Source organism: Streptomyces sp. NPDC050997 (assembly GCF_040660135.1).
Classification (GTDB): domain Bacteria; phylum Actinomycetota; class Actinomycetes; order Streptomycetales; family Streptomycetaceae; genus Streptomyces.
Genome location: NZ_JBFAGK010000001.1, coordinates 227,047 through 251,144, shown reverse-complemented (window position 1 = coordinate 251,144; position 24,098 = coordinate 227,047). Strand labels below are relative to the sequence as shown.

Sequence of the window (24,098 nt, the reverse complement as noted above, 5' to 3'; positions counted from 1 at the left end):
TCATGCGGGTGTTCGAGCCGAACGGCATCGTGACGGACAGACCGGAGACCGTGTCCGTCGGCGAGGCGGTGGCGGCGGTGGCGGCGCTGGCGGCGGCCAGGCCGGACGTGATCGTGCACAAGGTGACGAGGACGACCGAGGGACGCGGCTCCTCCGACGCCAACTGGAGCCCGCGCCGGCCGTCGTGGCGGCAGGGTTTCCGGGAGGACCTCGGATGACCCGGACCGAGGAGTTCGAGCAGCTGCGGCCGCTGCTGTTCTCGATCGCCTACCGCATCCTGAGCAGCGTGAGCGAGGCCGAGGACGCGGTCCAGGAGACCTGGCTGCGCTACGAGCTCTCCGCGACCCGGCCCACGTCGACCAAGGCGTACCTGTCGGCCGTGGTCACCCGGATCGCGATCGACTCGCTGCGCTCGGCCCGGGTCCGGCGGGAGGAGTACGTCGGGCCGTGGTTCCCCGAGCCACTGCTTTCCGACCCGTACGAGGACCCGGAGCAATCGGCTGAGCTGGCCGACTCGCTGTCGATGGCGGCCCTGTTGCTGCTGGAGCGGCTCAGCCCGCTGGAGCGCGCGGTCTTCGTACTGCGGGAGGTGTTCGCCTTCGGCTTCCCGGAGATCGCCTCGGCGGTCGGCAGGTCGGAGGCGGCGTGCCGCCAGCTCGCGGTACGGGCGCGCCGCCACATGGACGAGGGCCGACCCCGGTTCGAGGCCGACCGCAGGGAGCGCGAGGAGCTCGCCGAGCGGTTCTTCGACGCCCTCAGGGAGGGGAACGTCGACGGGCTGCGGGAACTCCTCGCCGCCGACGTGTCATTGGTCGCGGACGGCGGCGGCAAGGCCCCGCAGTGGGCCGGGGGCTTCTTCGGCTCCGACCAGGTGTCCCGGGTGCTCTCCGTCCTCCTCCCGCCGTTCTCCCGGATCGGCGGCGTCCTGGAACCGCACCAGGTCAACGGCCAGCCGGGCGCGATCTTCCGCGACCGGGACGGCAAGGTCATCAACACCTGGACCCTCGACGTCCTCGACGGCCGGATCCAGGCGATCCGCACGGTGAGCAACCCCGACAAGCTCGGGCACATGGGCCCCGTGGCGGACGCATGGGCGGTCCTGCGCGAGACGCGGCAGTTCCGTCCGGACGCGGACTGGCTCGACGAGCTCAGCAGCGAAGACGGTCACCTCATCGGCAGCGACAGGTTCGGCACAACCGAACCGGAACAGGAGAATCGGACATGATCAGGATCGGTGTCATCATCGGCAGCACCCGCCCCGGACGCAACGGCGACCGGGTGGCCCGGTGGGTGCGGGACCTCGCGGCCGAACACATCGGCGACGCCGCGGACTTGGAGCTCGTGGACCTGAAGGACCACGGGCTGCCGCTGCTCGACGAACCCGTGCCGGCGATGAGGGCGCCGGGCCGGCAGCCGCACACCAGGAAATGGGCCGAGCGGATCGGCGCGTGCGACGCCTTCATCGTCGTCACGCCCGAATACAACACCGCACCGCCCGCCGCCCTGACCAACGCCATCGACTACCTCTACGAGGAGTGGGGCGGCAAGCCGGTCGGTTACGTCGGTTACGGCGTCTTCGGCGCGGTCATGGCGGTACAGAAGCTCCGTGCGCAGGCGGGCCCGTTGCGGATGGCGGACATCGGGCCGCAGGTGGCGCTGTCGCTGCGCGAGGACTTCGTGGCCTTCACCGAGTTCAAGCCGCAGGAGCGGCACGTGGCCCAGGTGCACGGGCTGGTCGACGAGTTGCTGGCGTGGGCACGGGCACTCGGCCCGCTGCGCACGGCTGCCTGAACCGCCGCCGACCACAACACCGCCCGGGAGCCGGCATGTCGCCCTACCCGTGAACTCACCTGCCCCGTCCGGGCGTTGGGGTCCAACCGGCGCGGCCCGGTGACGCCACGGACGCCTTAAGGTGGCGTGGACACGGGGAGGGGCATGACACACGAGGCACAGCGCGCGGAGGAACCCGGCAGCCGGACACCGCATGGCTCCCGCACGGGCCCGCCCCAAAAACCGCGCCCGCTGTGGCGGCAACGGAACTTCGGGATCTTCTGGGCCGCGCAGACCCTGTCCGTCCTCGGCGACTCCTTCGCCCTGATCGCACTGCCCCTGCTGGTGCTCCAGACCACCGGCTCACTCGCCCGGATGGGCCTGCTCACGGCGGTCGGCGGGTCGGCCTCCGTGCTGGCGGCGGTGTTCGCCGGGACCCTGGTGGACCGCGTCGACCGCCGTCGTCTGCTCATCCTCTGCGACCTGGTGCGCATGGTGCTGTACGGCGTGATCCCGCTGGTGTGGCTGTTCGGGCCGCGAGTCTGGCTGCTCTATGTGGTCCTGCCGCTGTGCGAGGCCGTCGGCATGCTGTTCGCCGTCGGCTACGTCACCGTCGTCCGCGGCCTGGTCGGCACCGGACAGCTCACGGAGGCCAACGGCCGGCTGAACGCGACCGCCGCGGCGGCCGGCGTCCTCGGACCGGTGGGCGCGGGAGTGGTGGCCGCCTGGACCGGCCCGGCCGCCGCCGTGGGCGTGGACGCGGCCAGCTTCGGCGTCTCGGCGGCCTGCATGCTCTTCGTACGGTTCGCCGCGCGCTCCGGGGACGACGGCACCCCGGCGGAGCGGACGAGCGTGTGGCGGGACCTGCGCGTCGGGATCGCCTTCCTGAGCGGCCATCCGGTGCTGCGCTCGCTCACCGCGCTGCTGTTCGTCTTCAGCTTCCTCACCCTCGGCCTGAACGACCTGGTCATCTACCACCTCAAGCACGACCTCGGCCACGACGACGGCACGGTGGGCACCGTCATGGCCGTCGGCGCCCTCGGCACCATCACCGGCGCCCTGCTGGTCGCCCGGATCCGCCGCGGCCTCGGCTTCGGCCGGACCTGGACCGGCGCGGTCGCGGTGAGCGGGCTCGCCTTCGCCGGCCTGGGCTGGGCCCGGGACGTACCCGTGGTCGCGGCCCTGAGCGCGGCCTTCCTCGCCTGCGTCGGCATCGCGGGCACCTGCTCCATGTCGCTGCGCCAGGAAGTGACCCCGGAACCGCTCCTGGGCCGCGTCACCTCAGCCTTCTGGACCCTCCAGTACGCCGCCGCCCCGATCGGCGCGGCCGTCCTGACCTGGGCGGCGGAACGGCAGGGCACGGCCCCGGTCGGCCTGGTCGCCGGCTGCGCTTGCGTACTGATCGCGGTGGCCGCCCTGTTCACCCCGATCCGGCGGTCGGACCGCGGCTGAGGCTGAGGCCGAGGCCGTCATCCGTTCACGCCCGCGTAGTGCGCGAGGCTCCGCCGCCACAGCAGCCGCGCCCCCAGGTACGCCAGCACGCCCAGCAGCGGGGAGGCCGCCGCCAGCCAGTAAGGGACGCCGGTGTCGTGCCCGGTGAGGACGGCGGCCGGGAAGTACGCGACGAACGCCAGCGGAAGACCGAACGTCAGGAAGCCGCCCACCGCCTTCGGCAGCACGTTCAGCGGATAGCTGCCGAAGGTGCCGAGGAGTTCCTCCAGCCAGCGGCCCCAGTAGTCGGCGGCCGGGAAGCGGAGGGAGGCGGAGGCCACCACCGTGAACAGGGCCGCCTCCAGGAGCATGCCGCCCAGGATCGCGGCGATCAGGTACGAGGTCCGGCCCGCCGTCCAGTCCAGTTCGCTGCGGCTGAGCGCGCCCGCCATCAGGCCGGCCGCGACGGTCAGGTCACCGATCGCGTTGGTGGGGAAGAAGGCGAGCTGGACCTGGCGGTGCACCGGCATCGGGCGCAGCAGGTAGGCGTCGATCATGCCTTCCTGGATCAGCCGGCCGGCGCCGTGCATCCGGCCCAGCACCAGCACGAACAACCCGTGCGCGAGCATCCGCGTCGCCGGTATCAGCAGCACCTCCGAGCTGTTCCAGCCGCCCATCCCGGTGAACCGGGACAGCAGCACCGTCGCGAAGACGATCACGGACACCTGCCAGATCGCGCCGACCGCGATCATCAGCAGGAACTCGGAGCGGTACTCCAGTTGGGCACGGAAGTTGAGACGCGTCACACGCCACGCGATCCGGACGGCATGCATGGCATCAGCCTCCCTGGGAGATGACACGACGGGCGGCGCGGTGCCACAGGAACCGGGTGAACAGGGCGAGCAGCACGACCCAGGCGGCCTGGATCGCCAGCTGGCCGGCCGCGTCCGACAGCGGGATACGGCCGATGTACAGCGACAGCGGCACGCTCAGCGTCGCCTGGAAGGGCATGAAGGAGCTCAGGGTCACGAACCAGTCCGGGAAGAACCACAGCGGCGCGTACACCCCCGACAGCAGGTTCTGCGCGAAGATCAGGATCAGCAGCGCGGCGTTGTTGCGCAGCGCCCAGAAGCACCACTGGTCCGTGACGAGCATGACGTAGTACAACACCCACTGCCCGAGCAGCAGGCTCAGCGCGAACACCCCCGCCACCGCCGCCGACCCGGGCGGCTCCACGACCCCGGCGGCGAGGCACACCGCGTATCCGCCCAGCGCCCACGCGAACCCGTACAGCTGCTCCCCGAGGGCCCGCAGGGCGTAGTAGCGCTGGGGCGACAGCGGGCGCAGATACCAGTACACGATGGTGCCGTAGTGCATGTGCTGGATGACGGTGTCCCGGCCCGCGTACTGCTCCAACTCCCTGAGCCGGGAGGCGAGTACGGCCAGCACGGCGTAGGTGACCGCCTGGTCGCGGTCGAGGCCGGCGGTGGTGCCGGTGCGCGCGTACAGGCCGTGCCACAGGGAGGCCACCAGCACCACCTGCACGGTCAGCCGGAGCAGTACGGCGGTCATCCGGGGCGGGGTGTGCAGCTCGCCGAGCGGAGTGACACGGGCGGTGCGCCAGGCGTGGAGTACGGCCATCACACCGCCCCCGCCTGCGCGTAGGCGGTCCGCATCACGTCCTCGAGGTCCGCCTCGTCGATGGCGATGCCGGTCACCTCGTACCGCTCGATGACCGCCTTCAGCGCCTGGTGCACGGAGGGCGCGTCGGGTCCGTCGGGACCGAACACGACCTGCGACGCCTCATGTCGCAGCACCGCGATCCCCGGCAGCGGTACGACCTCGGTCTGCGCGTCGGCGAGGGTCGCCCGCACCTGCCAGGTCGAGCCGAACCTGCGGCGGATCTCGTCGAGGCCGCCGTCCAGGACGAGCCGGCCGTGGTTGATCAGGATGACCCGTTCGGCGAGCCGCTCGACCTCGGTCATGTCGTGCGTGGTCAACAGGACGGTACGGCCGCGTTCCTCGACCTGGTGGCGCAGGAACTCCCGTACCTGCTCCTTGACCACCACGTCCATGCCGATGGTCGGTTCGTCGAGGAAGACGACCTGCGGGTCGTGCAGCAGGGCGGCGGCGAGGTCGCTGCGGACGCGCTGGCCGAGGGAGAGGTGACGTACCCGGGTGTCCCAGAACGACGACAGGTCGAGCAGGTCGTCGAACTCCTTGAGGCGGACCGCGTGGTCTGCCTTCGGCACCTCGTAGATGTCCCTGAGGATCGCGAACGACTCGCGCACCGGAAGGTCCCACCACAGCTGCGTGCGCTGCCCGAACACCGCCCCGATGTTGCGGGCGTTGCGCTCGCGCTCCCGGTACGGCACCAGGCCCGCCACCCTCGCCTCGCCGGAGCTGGGCGTGAGGATGCCGGTGAGCATCTTGATGGTGGTGGACTTGCCGGCACCGTTCGGGCCGAGCAGGGCGACGAGTTCGCCGGGCGAGACGTCGAAGGTGATGTCGGAGACGGCGTGCTTGGCGACCCGCTCCGGGTTGACCAGGGACCGCAGCGCGCCCGTGAAGCCGGGGCGGCGGACGCCGGTGTGGAAGACGCGGGACAGGCCACGGACCTCGATGTTTCCGCTCACGCGTTGGGCTCCTCTGCTGTGAGCAAGAGTTGCGGCCGGTCGGCTTGGAGGGCCGACCGGCCGCGGGGCACATCATGACCGTTGCAGAATGTCGATCAATCGGTCAATGGATTTATGGATCACCGAGTTGGACGGAAAGTCCTAGTCGATCACCGAGAAGACGAAGGAGAACTCCGTCGGTTCGGCGCGCAGGAAGTACTGCGGCAGCGGGCCCGGCCCGCAGGACTGCGAACCCACCCCGTGCAGACCGTGGTCGAGGTTCACCCACACCGTGTCCCCGGCCTTGAGGTCGGTCAGGTGCGAGGCCGCGTCCAGCTGCTCGGTGGTCCAGCGCCGGGCGCTGAACCAGAACTCCGGGTCGCCCTCGACCCTGAGGCCACCGAGCTCCGCCCAGCGGACGTCGGCACGGGCGCCGTTCTCCTGCGGGCGCACGTACGGCGTCTGCAGCTCGTCGACCGAGGACTCCCAACGGCCCGTCATCGAGGCCGACCTGGTGTCCGGGTAGGCCTCGCCGGGGCCGCCGCCGAACCAGCGCACCCGGTCCGTCGAGCCCGGCAGTCCGAGGCGGACACCGAGCCGGGGCAGCGGCACCGTCCACTCGCCCTCCGGGTGCACGGACACGGTCAGCCGCAGCCGGTCGATGTCCGAGGTCCAGCGGTAGACCGTGCTCAGGCCGACCTCGCCGGCGGCGGGCGCCACCCGGGTCCGTACCGTCAGCGCGTCCTCGCCCGACTCCACGGAGTCCAGACGGTGTTGCATGCGGTGCAGGCCCAGCTTCCGCCACCGCAGGCCGTAGCGGGCGTCGGGCTGCCACGCCGCGCCGTCGTCGTTGTCGGTGGGAGCCCGCCACACGTCCAGCTTGAGGCCCTCGACCGCGACCCCGCCGATCGTCCGCAGCGCACCGGTCCGGGCGTCGAAGGAGGCCGGACCGAGCGTGATCAGGCGCTCGTCGAGCACGGGCCGGCCGGTGGGCGCGACGGAAGGCGACGGACGGGCGGCCACCGGGACCTGGCCCCAGGCGACCACATGGTCCTTCGCCGCCCACGCGGTGTCGGCCGCCAGCAGCGCCCGCACCGTCCACCCGGACTCCGCGCCGCGCGTCTGCGCGGGCGGCTCCGGCAGCTTCACGTCGGCCGACTCGCCCGGCGCCAGCGCGGGCACGTTCAGCGTCCCGGCCTCGATCGTCTCGCCGTCCACCTGGTACGACCACTCGAAGACCAGCGCGGACAGGTCGGCGAAGTCGTGCCGGTTGGTCACCCGTACGGTGCCGTCGCCGCCGTCGATGACATCGCCCTCGATGCGGACCGGCTCGACGACCTTCTTGTACTCGACCAGGCCGGGGGAGGGCCGCCGGTCCGGGAAGAGCAGGCCGTCGCAGACGAAGTTGCCGTCGTGCAGCTCCTCGCCGAAGTCGCCGCCGTAGGCGTAGCCCAGCTGAGGGTGCTTGACGCCGTGGTCGATCCACTCCCAGATGAACCCGCCCTGCAGACGGTCGTACTTCTCGAACAGCTGCTGGTAGTCACTGAGTCCGCCGGGGCCGTTGCCCATGGCGTGCGCGTACTCGCAGTGGATGAAGGGGAGTTCGCGACGCCTCTCGGTGCCACCGTCCGCGCGCCGGCCGATCTTGTCGACCTCGTCGTGGAAGGCGTACATCCGCGAGTACACGTCCGTGTCGCGGCAGTTCCAGTCGCCCTCGTAGTGCACGAGCCGCGAGGAGTCCCGGCCGTGGATCCACTCGGCCATCGCGGTCAGGCCGCGGCCGGTGCCGGCCTCGTTGCCGAGGGACCAGAAGACGATCGACGGGTGGTTCTTGTCCCGCTCGACCATACGGGCGGCGCGGTCCAGGAGGGCCGGGGTCCAGCGGTCGTCGTCGACCGGGTTGTCCCGCCAGTCCTGCTCGACGAAGCCGTGGGTCTCCAGGTCGCACTCGTCGATGACCCACAGGCCGTACTCGTCGCACAGGTCGAGGAAGGCCGGGTGCGGCGGGTAGTGGGAGGTGCGCACGGCGTTGATGTTGTGCCGCTTCATCAGCAGCACGTCCTCGCGCATGGTCTCCAGGTCGAGCGCGCGGCCCGTCTCAGGGTGCCACTCGTGCCGGTTGACGCCCTTGAAGAGTACGGGCGTGCCGTTGACCTTGATCAGGCCGTCGTCGAGCACGACGGTTCTGAAGCCGATGCGCAGGGGCACCCGCTCGCCCTGAGTCACCAGCTCGCCGTCGTACAGCTTCGGGGTCTCCGCCGTCCACGGCAGCACCCCGACGGTGACCGGCTCGCCCGTCGCGACATCGATGTCCAGGGCCGGCACGAGCACCCGGCCGTCGACGTCGGAGTCGACGCGCAAGGTGCCCTCGCCGCTTGCGTGGTCGTAGGAGGCGTGCACGAAGTAGTCGAGCACACCGCCCGCCGGACGGTGCAGCAGCGTCACGTCACGGAAGATGCCCGGCATCCACCACTGGTCCTGGTCCTCCAGGTACGAGCCCGCCGACCACTGGTGGACGCGGACCGCTAGCACGTTGCCGGCCGGCTTGAGGAGATGGCCGACCGCGAACTCGTGCGCCAGCCGGGAGCCCTTGAACTCGCCGATGTCCGTGCCGTTCAGCCAGACCCTGGCGCAGGACTCCACGCCGTCGAAGCGGAGCACCACCCCGCCGTCCGCGGGCCAGTCGGACGGCAGGTCGAAGACCCGCAGATGGTCGCCGGTCGGGTTCTCGGTCGGGACGTGCGGCGGGTCCACCGGGAAGGGGTAGAGGTGGTTGGTGTAGATCGGCGCCCCGAAGGCCCCGTCGCCCTGCAGGACCCAGTGGCCGGGGACGGCGACCTCGGCCCACTCCCCGGCGTCGTAGCCCGCCTCGGCGAACGAGTCGTCCTCGGCGTCGGCCGTCGCCGACAGCCGCAGGCGCCAGCTGCCGTTCAGCGACAGCGACGCGGCGTCCGAGGACGCGTACCAGGCGCGGGGCGGGAGGGCCCCGCTGCCCGGTGAGACGTCCTCGACATAGTCGACAGCGGGGGTGGTGCGGAAAGACATCGGTCTCCTTGCTCAGCCCTTGATGCCGGTCTGTGCGATCCCCTGCACCAGCCAGCGCTGGAGGAAGAGGAAGACGAACACGAGGGGCAGGATGGAAAATGCGGTGGCCATGAAGATCAGATGGAAGACGACCGTCTGGTTGGTCATGTAGTTGGAGAGCGCGACCTGGACGGTCCACGAACCCGGGTCCTGGCCGATGACCAACGGCCACAGGAAGGAGTTCCAGCCGTTGATGAACGTGATGGTCGCCATCGCCGCGAAGAAGTTCAGCGAGTTGGGCACCACGATGCGCCAGTACGCACCCCAGTAGCCCAGTCCGTCCACCCGCGCCGCCTCCTCCAGCTCCTTGGGGAACCCCAGGAAGTACTGCCGGAACAGGAAGCAGGTGAAACCACTGAACAGCCCCGGAATGATGAGACCCCGGTAGGTGTCCACCCAGCCGAGCGACGACACCAGTACGAAGCTGGGGACGAAGGTGACGGCGGTCGGGACCATCAGGGTACCCAGGACGGCGTAGAAGACCTTGTTGGCGTGCTTGTACGGGATGCGGGCGAGACCGTAGCCCGCGAGGGAGCACACCAGCAGGACGCCGGCGGTGTGCAGGGTGGCCACGACCGCCGAGTTCCACAGGGACTGGGCGAAGGGCACCGTCTCGTCGGTGAACAGCTCGCTGATGTTGCCCCACTGGATGTCCGTGGGGAAGAACTTCCAGTTCTCTCCGGTGATCTCGGCGTCGGTGGAGAGAGCGTTGCGGATCAGCAGGTAGAACGGCACCAGGAAGAAGAAGGTGGCGATCCCGGTGGCGATGTACAGGCCCGTGGAGCTCATCACGCCGCCACCGCGCTTGGCGCGGCGGGGCTTGCCTGACGGCGGTGCGGGCTCCCGCACCTCGGGCATCGTGGTGGTCACTTGGACTCATCCCCCCTTCCGAAGCCCATGAACTTGCCCTGGAGCAGGGTCACGGCACAGATCAGCACGGTCAGGATGACCGCGCCCGCGCTGCCGGCGCCGTAGTCCTGGCTCTCGCCCAGGGCCTTGTAGTACAGCTCGACGAGGGGCGGGCGGCCCCACGTGGTCTTCGACAGGAGGTTGAAGAACTCGTCGAAGGCCTGGTAGGCGGCGATGAGCAGCAGCAGGATCACCGCGGTGGACGTGGCGCGCAGCTGGGGCAGGGTGATGTACCGGAAGGTCTGCCAGCCCGGCTTGGCGCCGTCGATGGCGGCGGCCTCGTACAGCTCGCCCGGGATGTTCTGCAGCGCCGCGATGAAAAGGATCATGTAGAAGCCGGACTGCAGCCACAGCCGTGCGCTGACGATGACCGCCCAGTACCAGGGCGGATTGGGGTCGGCCAGCCAGGCGATGTTCTCGATCCCGAACCAGCCGATGACCGTGTTCATCAGGCCGAAGCGGACGCCACTGAAGATGGACATCTTCCAGATCAGCGAGGCGGCCACATAACTGCACGCGGTCGGTAGGAAGAAGACCGACCGGAAGAACGCCCGCATGAAGCGCAGCCGGTTCACCAGCAGGGCCAGGCCCAGCGAGAGTGCCCAGGTGGTGGGCACGATGAACGCGGCGAAGGCGGTGAAGGTGCCGAGTGAGCCGACGAAGTCGTCGTTCGTCAGCATGTACGTGTAGTTCTCGAAGCCGACGAACTTGTCGGGTGTGACGGTGAAGCGGGCCTCGAAGAAGCTGAGCCAGAGGCTCCAGAGGATCGGCGCGTAGACGAAGATCGCCAGGCCGATGAGGAACGGCCCGGTGAAGAGCCAGAAGTTGAAGGTGGGGCTGCCCCGCAGACCCCGCCGGGGCTTGGCCGGTGAGGCCTTGGCCGGGGCGGGGCTCGCGAGGTCGCGCGTCTTGGTCGTCGACATGTCGTGGTCCGTCCGGCCTATCCGAACAGCTTCTTGAGCTCGCGGTTGACGGCCGCGTCGGCCTTGTCGAGGGCTGCCTCCGGGGCCATGCTCTTGCGGACGGAGTTGGCGAACACGTCCTCGAGGGAGGTGATCATGGCCTGGGTCCAGCCGATGTTGTCGAAGTGCCCGAACTCGTTGAAGAGCTTGACGCCCTCAGCGGCGTTGCCCGACTTGAGCTTGGTGGCGGACTGTGCGATCGAGGTGCGCGGCGGGATGTGGAAGCCGAAGGAGGTGGCCCACTCCTCCTGGTACTTCTTCTGGTCGATCCACAGCCACTTCACGTACTCCTTGGCCGCGTCGACGTTCTTGCCCTTGGCGTTGACGAACATCGACCAGCCGCCGTTGTAGACCGACTGCTTCCCGGAGTCGATCGTCTTCGGGAAGGGGAAGACGCCCCAGTCGTCGCCGAGTGCGTCCTGGATCGTCGGCATCGCCCACATGCCGCAGAACTGGATGGCACACAGGCCCTGAGTGAACGAGGAGGGGTCCCAGGACTCGGTCGGAGCGCCGAGGAGAAGGTCGCCGCTGGTGAACAGCTTGCGCATCTTCTTGATGCCCTCGATGACGCCGGGGGTGTGGTAGGCGATCTCGTTCTTCTCGTTGAGTGTGTCGGCGCCCGCCGACCAGATCATCGGGTTGATGACGCTGTGCAGGTCGTTGCCCATGTACAGGCCCTTGACCTTGCTGGTGGTGAGCTTGGCGGCGGCCTCTATCAGCTCGTCGAGGGTGGTCGGTACCTCGACCTTGGCCTTCTCCAGCATCGACTTGCGGTAGAAGAAGAACTGCGGGTCGTCGATCATCCGGACGCCGTATATCTTGCCGTCGACCGTGTGCGACTTGATGTCGGCCGGGTTGAAGTCGTCCTTGACCGGGTTGATGATGTCGGTCAGGTCCGCCACCTGGCCGCTCTTGATCATCTGTATCTGAGGGTGGAACTCGAAGAGGTCGGGCGCGTTCTTGGTGAGCAGGGTGGCGAAGAGCTTGCTCTCGAAGTCGGCGCTGGTGATCCACTGCGTGGTCACGTTGGCCTTGTCGTAGGCCTTCGCGTACTTCTTGACGGCCTGCTCGGTGCCCGCCTCGCCGTACGCGTGGAAGTACTGCGTCAGATTGACGCCCGAACCGGATCCTCCGCCGCGGCCGTTGTTGCCGCCGCACGCGGCGAGTCCGCCGGCGGCGGTCAGGCCCAGGGCGGCCCGCAGAACGGTGCGGCGGTCCCAGCTGCTGTTGCTCAATGCCGACATGGTGACGTCCTTGTCTCGAGTTCGGCTGCGGCTCTGTCGTTCAGCTCTGTCGTTCAGCGTGAAATGGCTCAAAGAGAGTTGCGGTGGCGGGACGCTAACCTTCGGCTAAGGCTTCGGCAAGGGGTTGGACGAAGCCTGTTCGAAGCGTTGCGTGATGTTCGGGATACCGGACGTCATGGGGGCGCGAGCGGCCGGGCGGACGTTCAGATCACAACGACGGTGCGGTGCGGCCCCTCGCGGCCGCGGCACGCTTCGGGGAGCGCTGGCTCACCGACTGGAGCGCCCCTTCGAGCGCGAAGGTCGCGGCGCCCAGGCATGCCGGGTCGGAGGGGATGAGGGAGAGGACGATCTCCGTGGCGGCCATCGGCCGCGGCAGCGCGTGCCGGGCCACGGCCTCGCGCACCTCGGCGAGCATGGGTTCGCCGAGGGCGGCCGCGACCCAGCTGCTGAGCACCACCACCTCCGGGTTGAACACGTTGACCAGGGTGGCGATGCCGGCGCCGAGGTAACGGGCGGTGTCGCGGACCACCTCGATCGCCACCGGGTCGTGCTCGACCATCCCCCGGGCCAGCGCGTCGATGGTGGCCGTCTGGTCCTCCGGGTGCAGCAGCGCGCTGCCCGGGCTGAGCTCTTGCAGGTTCAGCATGATGCCGGGCGCGCCGACGTACGTCTCCACGCAGCCGTGGTTGCCGCAGCGGCACGGGCGTCCGTCCAGGACGATCGTGGTGTGGCCCCACTCGCCGGCGCTGTTGCTCACGCCCCGGTGCAGCCCGCCGCCCAGCACCAGCCCGGCGCCCACCCCGGTCCCGAGGTTCACCACCACGGCGTTTCCGCGCCCGCGCGCGGCCCCGAACCACAGCTCGGCCACCGCGCAGGCGCGCAGCGGATTGTCCAGGTAGAGGGGGTAGGCGATGTACTCGGTGAGCAGGTCGAGCAGCGGCACGTCGTGCCAGTCCCAGTTGGGCGCGTACTCTGCGATGCCCGTGGCCCGGTCCACCTGACCCGGCACGCTCACACCGACGCCGAGCACCCGGGCGCCCTCGATCCCGGCCTGCGCGACCACCGAGCCGACGCCGGCGACGACATGGCCGACCACCTGCTCGGGGAGGCTCTCGCCGGGGCGCACGTCCTCGTCGGCGCGGGCCAGGACGTTCAGCCCGAGGTCGAACAGCTCGACATGGACGTACGTCTCCGCGATGTCGACGCCGATCAGCGCGCCGCCCGACGCGTTGACGGCGACAAGGCCACGGGGTCGGCCGCCCGCCGAGTCCTCGAACCCGACCTCCGTGATCATCCGGAGGTCGAGCAGCTCGCCGACGAGGGTGGCGACCGTCGCGAGGCTCAGGCCGGTGGCGGCCGCCAGCTCCTGCCGGGAGGTGGGCGACGCGGCGATGATCTGGCGCAGCACCTCGTAGCGGTTCGCGGTGCGGATGTCACGTGATGTGCGCTTCACCGGTCTCGCCCCCATCCCTTCCAGGCCAGGCCGGGAACGCATCTGCACCGGCGCGCGCAAGGCTATGGGCTGCCGGGACTTTTCGACAAGGGGTTAGGAAAGGGGCTTTATAAAGTCACCCGGCGAGCACGTCCCGGACGAAGGTGTTGGCGAATTTACCCTCCGGGTCGAGCGTCCGCGCCAGCTCCCGGAAGTCGCCGAGCCGCGGATACCGCGAGCGCAGCACGTCCGCCGGGACGGTGAAGACCTTCCCCCAGTGCGGCCGCGCGTCGAACGCGTCCAGCGCCTCCTCCAGCCGTCGCACCACCGGCAGTACCTCGGCGGTGTCCTCGATCCAGGTGAAGTGCAGGGCCACGGTGTCCCGTCCGTACGCGGGGCTCAGCCACTGCTCGTCGGCGGCGACGGTACGCACCTCGCAGGTCTGCAGCACCCGGGCGACCACGTCCCGGACACCGTCCACCGCGTCCAGCGCGTCGACGGCGTGCCGGCGCGGCAGCAGGTACTCCGACTGCAACTCGGCACCGCTGCTCGGCGTGAACTCGGCCCGGAAGTGCGGCAGTCGCTCGTGCCACGGCCCGGCCACCCCGAACTGCTCGGTGCAGTTGACGGCAGGCATCCCCGGCACCGGATGCATCTTCTCGACGGCCGGCACGGCCCACGGGAAGCCGGGCAGCGGCTGGTCCGTGCGCCGCTTGAGCCACACCTGCCGGAAGCCGGGCGCCCGCCAGTCGGTGAACAGGCTCACGCTGTACGCCGTGGCCGCCACCGTCTCGAAGTCCAACCCCGCGAGGGGCAGTTCGGTGAACACATGCTGCTCGACCTCGAAGGCGGGCTCCAGGTCGAGGGTGAGCGCCGTGACGACACCGAGGGCGCCCAGGGACGTGACCGCACCGCCGAAACGCTCGTCCTGCCGCCCGATGACGACCGTGGACCCGTCCGCCGTGACGATCTCCACCTCACGCACGGCCGAGGCGAGCGAACCGTTGCCGACCCCCGAGCCGTGGGTGCCGGTCGCCACCGACCCGGCCACCGAGATGTGCGGCAGGGACGCCATGTTCGGCAGCGCGAACCCCTGCCCGTGCACCCGCCGCGCCAGCTCCGCGTACCGGACGCCACCGCCGACGCGTACCGTGCGCGCCGACGAGTCGACGTCGACCTCGGCCGGCAGCACGGCCAACGACAGCAGGACCCCGTCGGCGCCCGGCTCGGCGATCGCGTTGAAGGAGTGCCCGCTGCCCAGCACCCGCACCTTCGCGCTGTCGGCCACCAGCGCGGCCAGCGCGGTGAGCGAGTGCGGTCGGTGCAGTTCCTTGGCCGTGTAGGTGATGTTGCCGGCCCAGTTGGTCACGGTCTCGGTCATCCCGCGGCCCCTCCCTGGAGTATCGAGAACCTGGCCCGACGAGAACCGGGCACGCACGGGTGGAACGTACCTCGGGCGCTGATCCATCGCCCTCCCGGGTGGCCGCGCAGGGGTGATGTCCCGGCGCGAGGGGACCCGGCAACGGCGATGTCCGAGCGAGGGCATACCGTGAGGAGTCGTACGTCCGATCCGGGAGGAGACACGGGATGGGCAGCCGCACCGCGCTGGTCGAGGATCTTATGGAGCGGTTCCCGCACGTACCACGGGAAGCCGTCTTCAAGGAGGATCTGCTCCGTGGCGGGGTGGCCTTCGACGCCTCGGCCCTCAGCGACAACGAGGGCGGCGACGTCAAGCCGAAGTCGTACTTCATCTTCTCCTTCGACCACAGCACCTTGCCCGAGCTCGGCGAGGCCGCGCTGCGGCGCCCGCCGGAGGAGATCATCCTGACCGGCGGGCCGTACGACCTGCGGCGGACCGTCGTCTCCGTGCGCGTCAACCCGGCATCGCCCTACCGGGTCGCGGCCGACAAGGACGGCGTGCTCGGGCTCTACCTCGACGGGAAGCGCGTCTCCGACGTCGGAGTGCCGCCGATGCCGGAGTACTACCGGCACACCCTCGCGAACGGGAAGTCGGTGATGGAGGTCGCCCCGACCATCCAGTGGGGCTACCTGATCTACCTCACCGTCTTCCGGGTCTGCCAGTACTTCGGCGCCAAGGAGGAGTGCCAGTACTGCGACATCAACCACAACTGGCGCCAGCACAAGGCGGCGGGGCGGCCGTACACCGGTGTGAAGGACGTCGAGGAGGTCCTCGAGGCGCTGGAGATCATCGACCGGTACGACACCGCGAAGGCGTCCACCGCCTACACGCTCACCGGCGGCGCGATCACCAAGACCGTCGCCGGGCGCGACGAGGCCGACTTCTACGGCCACTACGCCAAGGCCATCGAGGAGCGCTTCCCCGGACGGTGGATCGGCAAGGTCGTCGCGCAGGCGCTGCCCAAGGACGACGTGCAGCGGTTCAAGGACTACGGCGTGCAGATCTACCACCCCAACTACGAGGTGTGGGACCAGCGGCTGTTCGAGCTGTACTGCCCGGGCAAGGAGCGCTACGTCGGCCGCGACGAGTGGCACAAGCGCATCCTCGACTCCGCCGACATCTTCGGCGCCCGCAATGTGATCCCCAACTTCGTGGCCGGTGTGGAGATGGCCGAGCCCTTCGGCTTCACCACCGTCGACGAGGCCATCGCGTCCACCACCGAGGGCCTGCGGTTCTTCATGTCGCACGGCATCACGCCCCGCTTCACCACCTGGTGCCCCGAGCCGACGACCCCGCTCGGCAAGGCCAACCCGCAGGGCGCGCCGCTGGAGTACCACATCCGGCTCCTTGAGGCCTACCGCTCCACCATGGACGACTTCGGCCTGGCCTCGCCCCCCGGTTACGGGCCGCCCGGACCCGGCCGTGCGGTCTTCTCCGTGAGCTCCTTCATGGACAGCCTCTCGTCGGACGAGCCCGTCGAGGTCTGACCGACCCGTCCCGCGCCGCGTCGACGGAGTGCCCGCGCGGCGCCCCGACGAGGAACTCCCGGGTGCCTGTGCGATCGGGTGCCCGGGTTGTCCATGCGGTCGAAGTCGAAGAGCGCGTACGTCACTTGTCGGGGCCGGCGGATTCGTCGCCCCGGCATCGACACTTCTGGGCCTTCCTTGCGTATAACTCAGGGGAGCGCCGGGCGGCGGGAATTTGAATAGCCAGCTTGTCAGTTGTGTGCGCGACGTGAAAAGCTCGTCCCCTGCCCGTGAGGTTCCCCCCAACTCCTTTGCCAGTATGGCGAGTTGCCCTCACATGTGAACGCAGGAGACCGATGCCCGACCTGCCGACTCCCCAGGACGCCGCCGAGGCCGCGCTGTTCTCAGAGTGCTGGGACGCGGTGCTCTCCTACGCCGACCTGTGCACGTCCGGCTCCACCGCGGCCACCCAACTGGCCACCGAGGCCTTCTCCCTCGGCATGCGCGAAGCCCGCGAGGCGGGATCCGTTCCCGCCCGCAACGTCGGCCGCCGCCCGGCCCGCCTGCCCAGGATCCCGCTGCTGCTGACCGCCGTACGCAACACGTCGGCCACCTGGGAGATCCAGGGGCAGGGCCACCTGCTGGACCCCGAACTGCGGCTGTGGCTCAACTCCGACAAGGCCGCACGCTACACCGGCCCCCCGCTGAGCCGCCCGCTCGCCCTGCGCGGCCTGCGCGACCTGCAGGAACCCGACGCGGCCCTGCTGTGGCTGGCCGAGGTGGAGGCGCTGCCGCTGCCCGTCGTGGCCCGTCGGCTCGGCCTGGACCCGGCCGTCGCCGGTGAGGAACTCGCCCAGGTGCGGGGCCTGTTCCGGGACCGCTGCCACCGCGCCCACCTCGACAGCCCGATGGACGCGCTGTGCCGCAGCTACGCCCGGCTGCTCGACGCGGTGACCCGGTCGCCCGCCGCCGACACCCCGAAGGACCTCTCCCGGCACCTCGCCCGGTGCGTGGAGTGCGCGGAGGCCGCCGCCTGTCTGCGGCTGCACGGCGGCGGACTGCCCGGAGCGCTGGCCGGCGGGGTGATCGGCTGGGGCGGCCTCGCCTACCTCGAACGTCGCCGACGGGCCGCCGAGGTGCGCCTCGGCGCCGGTCGCCCGGGCTCGGCCGACAGTGACGGCGTGCCCCCGAACCCCGGCGCACACAAGGCCCGTGTCGTGCGCAACGGCCTCCTCGTCGCGGCCGTCCTGGTGTCCCTGCTGGCGCTCGCCGTGTCGATGATGCCGGGCGGCGGCACCGACAACGGAGCCGCATCGCCCGGCGACGCCGACCGTCAGCCGGTGGCCGACCCGGGCCCGTCCCTTCCGTCCACCGACGCGCGCTCCACCAGCTCCCCGAGGTCGTCGGCCCCCGCCACGACGCCGACGCCCAAGAAGTCCGTGCCCAAGAAGTCCGCGGAGAAGAACCCCAACGCCACGGCCCAGGGCACGGCCTCGTCCACCGCCCCCGGCGGTGACCCCGAGCCGAGCGCCCCCGATCCGAGCGAAGCCGTGACCTGTGACGTCACGTACGACCTGCTCAACCAGTGGCCCGACGGCTTCCAGGTGACCGTCACCGTCACCTCCGAGCAGGCCCTCGACTCCTGGCAGGTCGGCTGGTCCTTCCACGACGGCCAGAAGGTCGGCCAGATGTGGGACGCGAGCTTCACCCAGAACGACTCCCGCGTCACCGCCACCGCCGCCGACTACAACAAGTCGGTCCCCGCGGGCGGCTCCCTCTCCTTCGGCTTCCTCGCCTCCTGGCAGGGCAAGAACTCCCCGGGGTACGACTTCACCCTGAACGGGCACGGCTGCGCGACGGAGTAGCGCGGGGGGAGCGGTGGAGTCGGCCTTGGCGGCCGGCTCCAAATGCCTGGCGTGGTCTTCCGCGGTCGGGCTGGAGTGAGCGCGGGCGGCGCACCTCGTGCCGGTCCAGGCCGCACTCGTTCGTCGCCGTCTGGAAGACCGCCTGGTCGTGGGTGACGATCACGATGGTGGTGCCCAGCCGCTCGTTCGCGCCGCCCGAGGCCCTGCCCGACTGTGGGGAGGCGGTCAACACACCATGTTCGGCCGGGTGGCGTCGAGCACGGCCTCGCCCACCTCAAGGACTGGCGGGCCCGTGCCCGCCACCTTGGCCGCCGCGAACACATGAGTGACATCGTCCAAGCCGTCGCTGGACTGCTCTCACGCCGGCAGACCGCCACGCTGTCCCGTGACCTTCAAGCTCCGACCAGCCTCGACGTGCCACGGCCAGCCGTGCACGAGGTCAGCCGGTGAGTACGGTGTCGAGCCAGTCGAAGGTGCGCTGGTGAAACAGGAACATCGCACCCTCGTGGCAGTGCTCGCCGGCGCCTTCGTCCTCCCGGAAGGAGATCAGCTCCTTCTCGCAGGTCAACTCATCCAGGAGACGCTGCGGCTGCCCGGTGAAGAACTGGTCGTTCTCGGCTTCGAGCACGAGCGTCGGGCAAGTGATGCGGTCGGCGATACCCGCCATGGTGTACGCCTCGGTTGCCTTGACCAACTCGTCGAGGTCGGACACACCGAAGGTCCACCGGCCGTTCCGCACCAGCCACCGCGCCATGGTGTTCTGCGCCATCAGCGCCTCCACACCGCCGGGCATCGAAGCGGCTCGGCCGGCGGTAGCGGCCATGACTTCGTGAACGTCGTAGACGCCGTCGTACAGCACGTCGGCGGCGATGCGGTGCTCGAAAGCGGCCGCCCTCGCAGCGAGGTAACCGCCGAGGCTCATGCCGATCAGAGCCAGTCGCTCGGCGTCCACCTCGGGCAAAGTGAGCGCGAAGTCGACGACCGGGGTGACCACGGCCTCCCAGTCCGGCCGGAAGTGCAGGCCCTGCTCGCGGACGGTGCTGCCCTGGCCCGGGCCGTCGAACGCGATGACGTTGTAGCCGCGCCGCAGCGCGCCTGCGGCCAGTGCCAGATAGTCCTCCTCCAGCGTGGAGTCGTACCCGCCGTGAAAGAGCACGGTCGGGCGCGGGGTGCCCGAAGCGTCGGCGAGGAACAGGTAGCCAGGAAGCGTGGTGTTCTCGTACGGGATACGCACGGCGCGGGCCGGAGTGTCGAGCAGGGCGACCGCATCGGCGAACGTCTGCTGGGATGCCTTGGCCAGCCGCGCCGACTCGGCGTCAGCGGCGGGATCCTCGCGGCGGTAGAAGTCGGCGGTCCGGTAGTAGTTGGACGCGCGCAGCAGCGCCTCCCGGGCGCTGACCCGGTGACCGGCGGCCAGCGCGTCCCGGCCGATGCGCTCGATGCGCGACGCCGTCGCGGCCCACTGGGCCGACCAGGCCTCCTCGTCCCCCTCTGGGATCTGCCGGCAGGTGACCAGGACCTCGCCCAGGTCGGCGCCGCCGTGGGCGGCATAGCCCGCAGTCCGCAGCGCCTCGAAGGAGAAGGACTCGTCGTCATAGAGGAATTTCATTCTCACTCCCAACATGGAACGGAACGGTAGCGTTCTGTTGCCTCTTGAGGCTAACATACGGAACGCGACCGATCCGTTCGTTATGATCGGATCATGGCAGCAGAGCAAAAGGGGACCAGGCCGGCAACCGGCGGGGCGGTCCTGCGGCAGCGGGTGACCGACGCGATCACCGAGGCAGCCTTCACCGAACTCGCCGAAGCCGGGTATGCGCGGTTGTCGATGGAGGCGGTGGCCCGGCGTGCCGGTGTGGGCAAGGCCGCGCTCTACCGGCGATGGCCCTCGAAGCAGGCGATGATCGCCGAGTTGATCCACGACAAGGTCACCGACACCCTCCCACACACACCGGCCACCGGCGCCCTGCGCGCCGACCTCCGTGAACTGCTCGCGACCTACCGCAGCCAGCTGGCCAATCCGCTCCTTGCCCGGATCGGGACCGAACTGCTCGCCGAGTCCAGCCGCGACGGCGCCCTCGCGGAGATGCTCCACACGGAAGTGACCGCCCCGCGGCGGCTGGCAGCACGCGCGATACTGCAAGGCGCGATCGACCACGGCGAACTTCCACCCACGTTGGATCTGGAACTCGCCACTGACCTACTCATCGCACCTCTCGTCTTCCGCATGCTGCTCATGCAGGACCGCAGCGACGACGACTACCTGGAAGCACTGACTGCCGCCACCGAGGCAGCACTGAGGGCAGCCGTCCGCTAGAGATCTTCAATGGTGCGGGTTACTTCGGGTCGTGACAGGAGGAACAATCGCCTGAGGACGTCTGCGATCAGGAACGTAGGCCGGAAAATGGTTGGCGTTCCGTGGGAGTCGGAGGCTAGGTTTCTGTTCGTCCCCTTGGCGGCCGGTCGGCTGCCGCTGTCGGCTGAGTGCGTTCGGGAGGTGTGACTGATGACTGTCGTTGAGATGGGCGCCGCCCGCGTCCGGAAGTTCATCAAGCCCACCCCTGTGGTCTCCGGCTGACCTCTTTCCTTCTCCCGCGCCAGTGAGTGCGGTGCCGGGGCCACCCTTGTGAAGGGTCACCCCTTGTCTTTCTCTTCTCTCCTGGGTTCGTCCTTGCCTTCTTCGCATCCGCTCGTGCCGTACGGCTGGGATGCGGACTGGGAGGCCGAGTTCGCTCCGTACGCCGAGCAGGGACTCCTGCCCGGCCGTGTCGTACGGGTCGACCGTGGCCTGTGCGACGTCACTACCCCGGCCGGCACCGTCCGTGCCGACACCGAGTTCGTCGTTCCCCGTGACCCGATGAAGGTGGTGTGCACGGGGGACTGGGTCGCCGTCGACCCTGAAGGCAGCGATCCGCGATACGTGCGGACTCTTTTGCCGCGCCGTACCGCGTTCGTGCGCTCGACCTCGTCGAAGCGTTCCGAGGGCCAGGTGCTGGCCACCAACGTCGATCACGTCGTCATCTGTGTGTCGCTCGCGGTCGAACTCGACCTCGGGCGGATCGAGCGGTTCCTGGCGCTGGCCATGTCCTCTTCGAGTGGCGAGGCCCTGCTGCACAAGTCGGCACTCTCCTGGGAGTCCGGAGCGCAGCCCGTGGTCGTGCTGACCAAGGCCGACCTCGTACCGGACGCGGCCACCCTCGCGTACCTCGTCCAGGACGTGGAGAACACCGCGCCCGGTGTGCCCGTGCTGGCGGTCAGCGCCATGGGCGGGGACGGACTCGACGTCCTCGTCGCCGTCGTCGGCGGCGGTACGTCCGTGCTGCTCGGGCAGTCCGGCGCGGGCAAGTCGACGCTCGCGAACGCGCTGCTCGGCGAGGACGTGATGGACGTCCGAGCCACCCGGGACGCGGACGGCAAGGGCCGCCACACGACGACCACCCGCAACCTGCTCGCCCTGCCCACGGGGGGTGTCCTGATCGACACACCGGGACTGCGGGGCGTCGGGCTGTGGGACGCCGAGACCGGGGTCGGGCAGGTGTTCTCCGAGATCGAGGAGCTGGCCACGCGGTGCCGGTTCCATGACTGCGCGCACGAGAACGAGCCGGGGTGCGCCGTACTGGCCGCGATCGCCTCCGGCGAGTTGGGCGAGCGGCGGCTGGACAGCTACCGGAAGCTCATCCGGGAGAACCAGCGGATCGTGGCCAAGACCGATGCGAGGCTCCGGTCCGAGATCAGGAAGGAGTGGAAGCGGAGGGGAGCCGAGGGGAAGGCGGCGATGGAGGCGAAGAAGGGGCGCTGGATGTAGGGCACCCGGAGTCGGACGTGGCCGTTGCCTGGACCGGCCGGACGACTGTCGTCGGGTGCCGGGTGTCGGGTGTCTGACGCCGGGTGTCCGACGCCAGGTGTCTGGCCCCGGATTCCCGACAAGTCCACGTCCGATTTCCGCTAGCCCAGCCCCCTCGCGTCGTCGACACTGGATGGCGTGATGGACGAAGACACCAGGTACGAAGCGGTACGCAGCAGGGACGGACGGTTCGACGGGGAGTTCTTCTTCGCCGTCGTGACGACCGGGATCTACTGCCGGCCCAGCTGCCCGGCGGTCACGCCGAAGCGGCACAACGTCCGGTTCTTCACGACGGCCGCCGCCGCGCAGGGCTCGGGTTTCCGGGCCTGCCGGCGGTGCCGGCCGGACGCGGTGCCCGGCTCCGCCGACTGGAACGTCCGGGCGGACGTGGTGGGCCGGGCCATGCGGCTGATCGGCGACGGTGTCGTCGACCGGGAGGGCGTGGCCGGACTCGCCGCGCGGCTGGGCTACAGCGCGCGACAGGTGCAGCGGCAGCTCACCACCGAGCTCGGCGCCGGACCGGTCGCCCTCGCCCGCGCCCAGCGGGCGCACACCGCCCGTGTGCTGGTGCAGACCACCGACCTGCCGATCACCCAGATCGCGTTCGCGTCCGGGTTCGCCAGCGTGCGCCAGTTCAACGACACCATGCGGGAGGTGTACGCCGTCACACCCAGCGAGCTGCGGACCACCGCGCCCCGAGCGGGCCGGGCGGTCCGGCGTACGGCCACGCCGACCGCCGGGATACCGCTGCGGCTCGCCCACCGGGGCCCGTACCAGGCCGGAGCCGTGTTCGACCTGCTGGAGGCCGAGGCCGTGGCGGGTGTCGAGGACGTGAGCGGGGCGCGCGGCCGGCGGACGTACCGTCGTACCCTGCGGCTTCCGCACGGCACCGGCATCGTCGCCGTCGACGAGCGGACGGGCGCGGCGCGATCCGCGTCCGGCGCGCACCCGGGCGGCTGGCTGGACGCCCGTCTCCACCTCACCGACCACCGCGATCTGACTACCGCCGTCCAGCGACTGCGACGGCTGTTCGACCTCGACGCCGATCCGTACGCCGTGGACGAGCGGCTCGGTGCCGACGAACGACTCGCCCCGCTGGTCGCCGCCCGGCCGGGACTGCGGTCGCCGGGAGTCACCGATCCGGAGGAGTTCGCGGTGCGGGCACTGGTGGGGCGGGCCGAGGCCGCGGAGCTGGTCCGGCGGTACGGGAAGGCGCTGGACGCTCCCTGTGGCCCGCTCACCCATGTGTTTCCCGAGCCGGCCGTCCTCGCCGAGGCCGAGCCGACCGGACCGCCGGGCGCGCTGGCCGCGGCCCTCGCCGACGGAGCCGTACGGCTGGACCCGGGCGCCGACCGGGACGACGCCCAGGCCGCACTGCTCGCCCTGCCCGGTCTGGACGCCCCCGCCGTCGCCGCGATCCGCACCCGCGCCCTCGGCGATCCCGACGTCGCCCCGCCCGGGCCCGACGTTCCCGACAGCTGGCGCCCCTGGCGCTCATATGCCCTGCAACACCTGCGCGCAGCAGGGGAGTTGGAGTACCGATGACCATCGAGACGCGCTACACCACCCTGGACAGCCCGGTCGGGCCGCTCCTCCTGACCGCCGGTCCGACCGGAGCGCTGTCCTCGCTGTCCGTGCCCGGACAGAAGAACGGCCGTACCGTCCAGGAGGGTTGGCGATGCGACCCCGGCCACTTCCGGGCCGCCGAGGAACAGCTCGCCGCCTACTTCGCCGGGGAACTCAAGGAGTTCCGGCTGGAGTTGAGCTCACCGGGCAGTGAGTTCCGGGAGCGGGTCTGGGCCGCCCTCGACTCCCTGCCGTACGGGGCCACCACCACGTACGGCGAGATCGCGGCGCGGATCGGTGCGCCCCGGGCCGCCGTACGGGCCGTCGGCGGTGCGATCGGGGCCAACCCGTTGCTGATCCTGCGGCCCTGTCATCGGGTGGTCGGGGCCGGCGGTTCCCTCACGGGGTACGCGGGCGGGTTGGAGCGCAAGACGAGCCTGCTCACCCTTGAAGGCGTCCTCTGACAGTGTCTGCCGAAGGTGTCTGCTGA

Annotated in this window: 20 protein-coding genes; 10 read left to right on the top strand and 10 right to left on the bottom strand. The window is 70.2% G+C overall.

Annotation, left to right across the window (positions count from 1 at the left end; all coding sequences use genetic code 11):
* Positions 1–2: 2 nt before the first annotated feature.
* The 4 genes from AB0H86_RS01150 to AB0H86_RS01135 all read left to right on the top strand — a co-directional run bounded on the left by AB0H86_RS01150 (position 3) and on the right by AB0H86_RS01135 (position 3,222).
* The gene (locus AB0H86_RS01150; protein WP_362431374.1) at positions 3–218 is read left to right on the top strand and encodes a hypothetical protein; all 216 of its coding nucleotides are present in this window, start codon (positions 3–5) and stop codon (positions 216–218) included.
* Entirely contained in the window at positions 215–1,225 is a 1,011-nt protein-coding gene (locus tag AB0H86_RS01145) for an RNA polymerase sigma-70 factor (protein WP_362431371.1), read from the top strand. The genes AB0H86_RS01150 and AB0H86_RS01145 overlap by 4 nt, the downstream gene beginning before the upstream one ends.
* Positions 1,222–1,791, top strand: coding sequence for an NAD(P)H-dependent oxidoreductase (locus AB0H86_RS01140; RefSeq protein ID WP_362431368.1), 570 nt, complete (start codon positions 1,222–1,224; stop codon positions 1,789–1,791). Before AB0H86_RS01145 ends, AB0H86_RS01140 begins: the two co-directional genes overlap by 4 nt.
* 144 nt (positions 1,792–1,935) lie before the next feature.
* On the top strand, positions 1,936–3,222 hold the full coding sequence (locus tag AB0H86_RS01135) for an MFS transporter (protein WP_362431366.1): 1,287 nt from the start codon (positions 1,936–1,938) through the stop codon (positions 3,220–3,222).
* A 17-nt stretch (positions 3,223–3,239) separates the two neighbouring features.
* Here AB0H86_RS01135 and AB0H86_RS01130 read toward each other — a convergent pair whose 3' ends face one another.
* From AB0H86_RS01130 to AB0H86_RS01090, 9 genes are all read right to left on the bottom strand, one after another.
* Positions 3,240–4,034 (bottom strand): ABC-2 family transporter protein, encoded by a 795-nt coding sequence (locus AB0H86_RS01130; RefSeq protein ID WP_362431364.1) that lies wholly within the window; start codon positions 4,032–4,034, stop codon positions 3,240–3,242.
* A 4-nt stretch (positions 4,035–4,038) separates the two neighbouring features.
* The gene (locus tag AB0H86_RS01125) at positions 4,039–4,842 is read right to left on the bottom strand and encodes an ABC-2 family transporter protein (RefSeq protein WP_362431361.1); all 804 of its coding nucleotides are present in this window, start codon (positions 4,840–4,842) and stop codon (positions 4,039–4,041) included.
* Positions 4,842–5,837, bottom strand: coding sequence for an ATP-binding cassette domain-containing protein (locus AB0H86_RS01120; RefSeq protein WP_362431358.1), 996 nt, complete (start codon positions 5,835–5,837; stop codon positions 4,842–4,844). The genes AB0H86_RS01125 and AB0H86_RS01120 overlap by 1 nt, the downstream gene beginning before the upstream one ends.
* Positions 5,838–5,978: 141 nt before the next feature.
* The gene (locus AB0H86_RS01115) at positions 5,979–8,861 is read right to left on the bottom strand and encodes a glycoside hydrolase family 2 TIM barrel-domain containing protein (protein ID WP_362431355.1); all 2,883 of its coding nucleotides are present in this window, start codon (positions 8,859–8,861) and stop codon (positions 5,979–5,981) included.
* A 12-nt stretch (positions 8,862–8,873) separates the two neighbouring features.
* Positions 8,874–9,770 carry a carbohydrate ABC transporter permease gene (locus AB0H86_RS01110; RefSeq protein ID WP_362431352.1) on the bottom strand — a complete coding sequence of 299 codons (897 nt, stop codon included), beginning with the start codon at positions 9,768–9,770 and terminating at the stop codon, positions 8,874–8,876.
* Entirely contained in the window at positions 9,767–10,732 is a 966-nt protein-coding gene (locus tag AB0H86_RS01105) for a sugar ABC transporter permease (RefSeq protein WP_362431350.1), read from the bottom strand. The genes AB0H86_RS01110 and AB0H86_RS01105 overlap by 4 nt, the downstream gene beginning before the upstream one ends.
* Positions 10,733–10,749: 17 nt before the next feature.
* Entirely contained in the window at positions 10,750–12,015 is a 1,266-nt protein-coding gene (locus AB0H86_RS01100; protein ID WP_362431347.1) for a sugar ABC transporter substrate-binding protein, read from the bottom strand.
* Positions 12,016–12,223: 208 nt separating this feature from the next.
* Positions 12,224–13,468 (bottom strand): ROK family transcriptional regulator, encoded by a 1,245-nt coding sequence (locus AB0H86_RS01095; RefSeq protein WP_362431345.1) that lies wholly within the window; start codon positions 13,466–13,468, stop codon positions 12,224–12,226.
* A gap of 115 nt (positions 13,469–13,583) precedes the next feature.
* Complete coding sequence (locus AB0H86_RS01090) at positions 13,584–14,828, bottom strand: D-arabinono-1,4-lactone oxidase (protein WP_362431343.1); 1,245 nt, start codon at positions 14,826–14,828, stop codon at positions 13,584–13,586.
* A gap of 206 nt (positions 14,829–15,034) precedes the next feature.
* Between AB0H86_RS01090 and AB0H86_RS01085 the strand changes: the two genes are divergently transcribed.
* Together AB0H86_RS01085 and AB0H86_RS01080 are read left to right on the top strand one after the other, a co-directional pair.
* On the top strand, positions 15,035–16,354 hold the full coding sequence (locus tag AB0H86_RS01085) for a radical SAM protein (protein ID WP_362431340.1): 1,320 nt from the start codon (positions 15,035–15,037) through the stop codon (positions 16,352–16,354).
* 335 nt (positions 16,355–16,689) lie between these two features.
* Positions 16,690–18,198 (top strand): cellulose binding domain-containing protein, encoded by a 1,509-nt coding sequence (locus AB0H86_RS01080; RefSeq protein ID WP_362431338.1) that lies wholly within the window; start codon positions 16,690–16,692, stop codon positions 18,196–18,198.
* Positions 18,199–18,637: 439 nt separating this feature from the next.
* On the opposite strand, the gene AB0H86_RS01075 is transcribed toward AB0H86_RS01080, so the two are convergent.
* Positions 18,638–19,807, bottom strand: a complete 1,170-nt coding sequence (locus tag AB0H86_RS01075) for an alpha/beta fold hydrolase (protein ID WP_362431336.1) — start codon at positions 19,805–19,807, stop codon at positions 18,638–18,640.
* 93 nt (positions 19,808–19,900) lie between these two features.
* Here AB0H86_RS01075 and AB0H86_RS01070 point away from each other — a divergent pair, with 93 nt between their 5' ends.
* The 4 genes from AB0H86_RS01070 to AB0H86_RS01055 all read left to right on the top strand — a co-directional run bounded on the left by AB0H86_RS01070 (position 19,901) and on the right by AB0H86_RS01055 (position 24,072).
* Positions 19,901–20,515, top strand: a complete 615-nt coding sequence (locus AB0H86_RS01070; protein ID WP_362431334.1) for a TetR/AcrR family transcriptional regulator — start codon at positions 19,901–19,903, stop codon at positions 20,513–20,515.
* Between the two features lie 324 nt (positions 20,516–20,839).
* Positions 20,840–22,003 (top strand): ribosome small subunit-dependent GTPase A, encoded by a 1,164-nt coding sequence (gene rsgA / locus AB0H86_RS01065; RefSeq protein WP_362431332.1) that lies wholly within the window; start codon positions 20,840–20,842, stop codon positions 22,001–22,003.
* A gap of 180 nt (positions 22,004–22,183) precedes the next feature.
* Entirely contained in the window at positions 22,184–23,587 is a 1,404-nt protein-coding gene (locus tag AB0H86_RS01060; protein WP_362432234.1) for an AlkA N-terminal domain-containing protein, read from the top strand.
* A 2-nt stretch (positions 23,588–23,589) separates the two neighbouring features.
* Positions 23,590–24,072 (top strand): methylated-DNA--[protein]-cysteine S-methyltransferase, encoded by a 483-nt coding sequence (locus tag AB0H86_RS01055; RefSeq protein WP_362432231.1) that lies wholly within the window; start codon positions 23,590–23,592, stop codon positions 24,070–24,072.
* Positions 24,073–24,098: the final 26 nt, after the last annotated feature.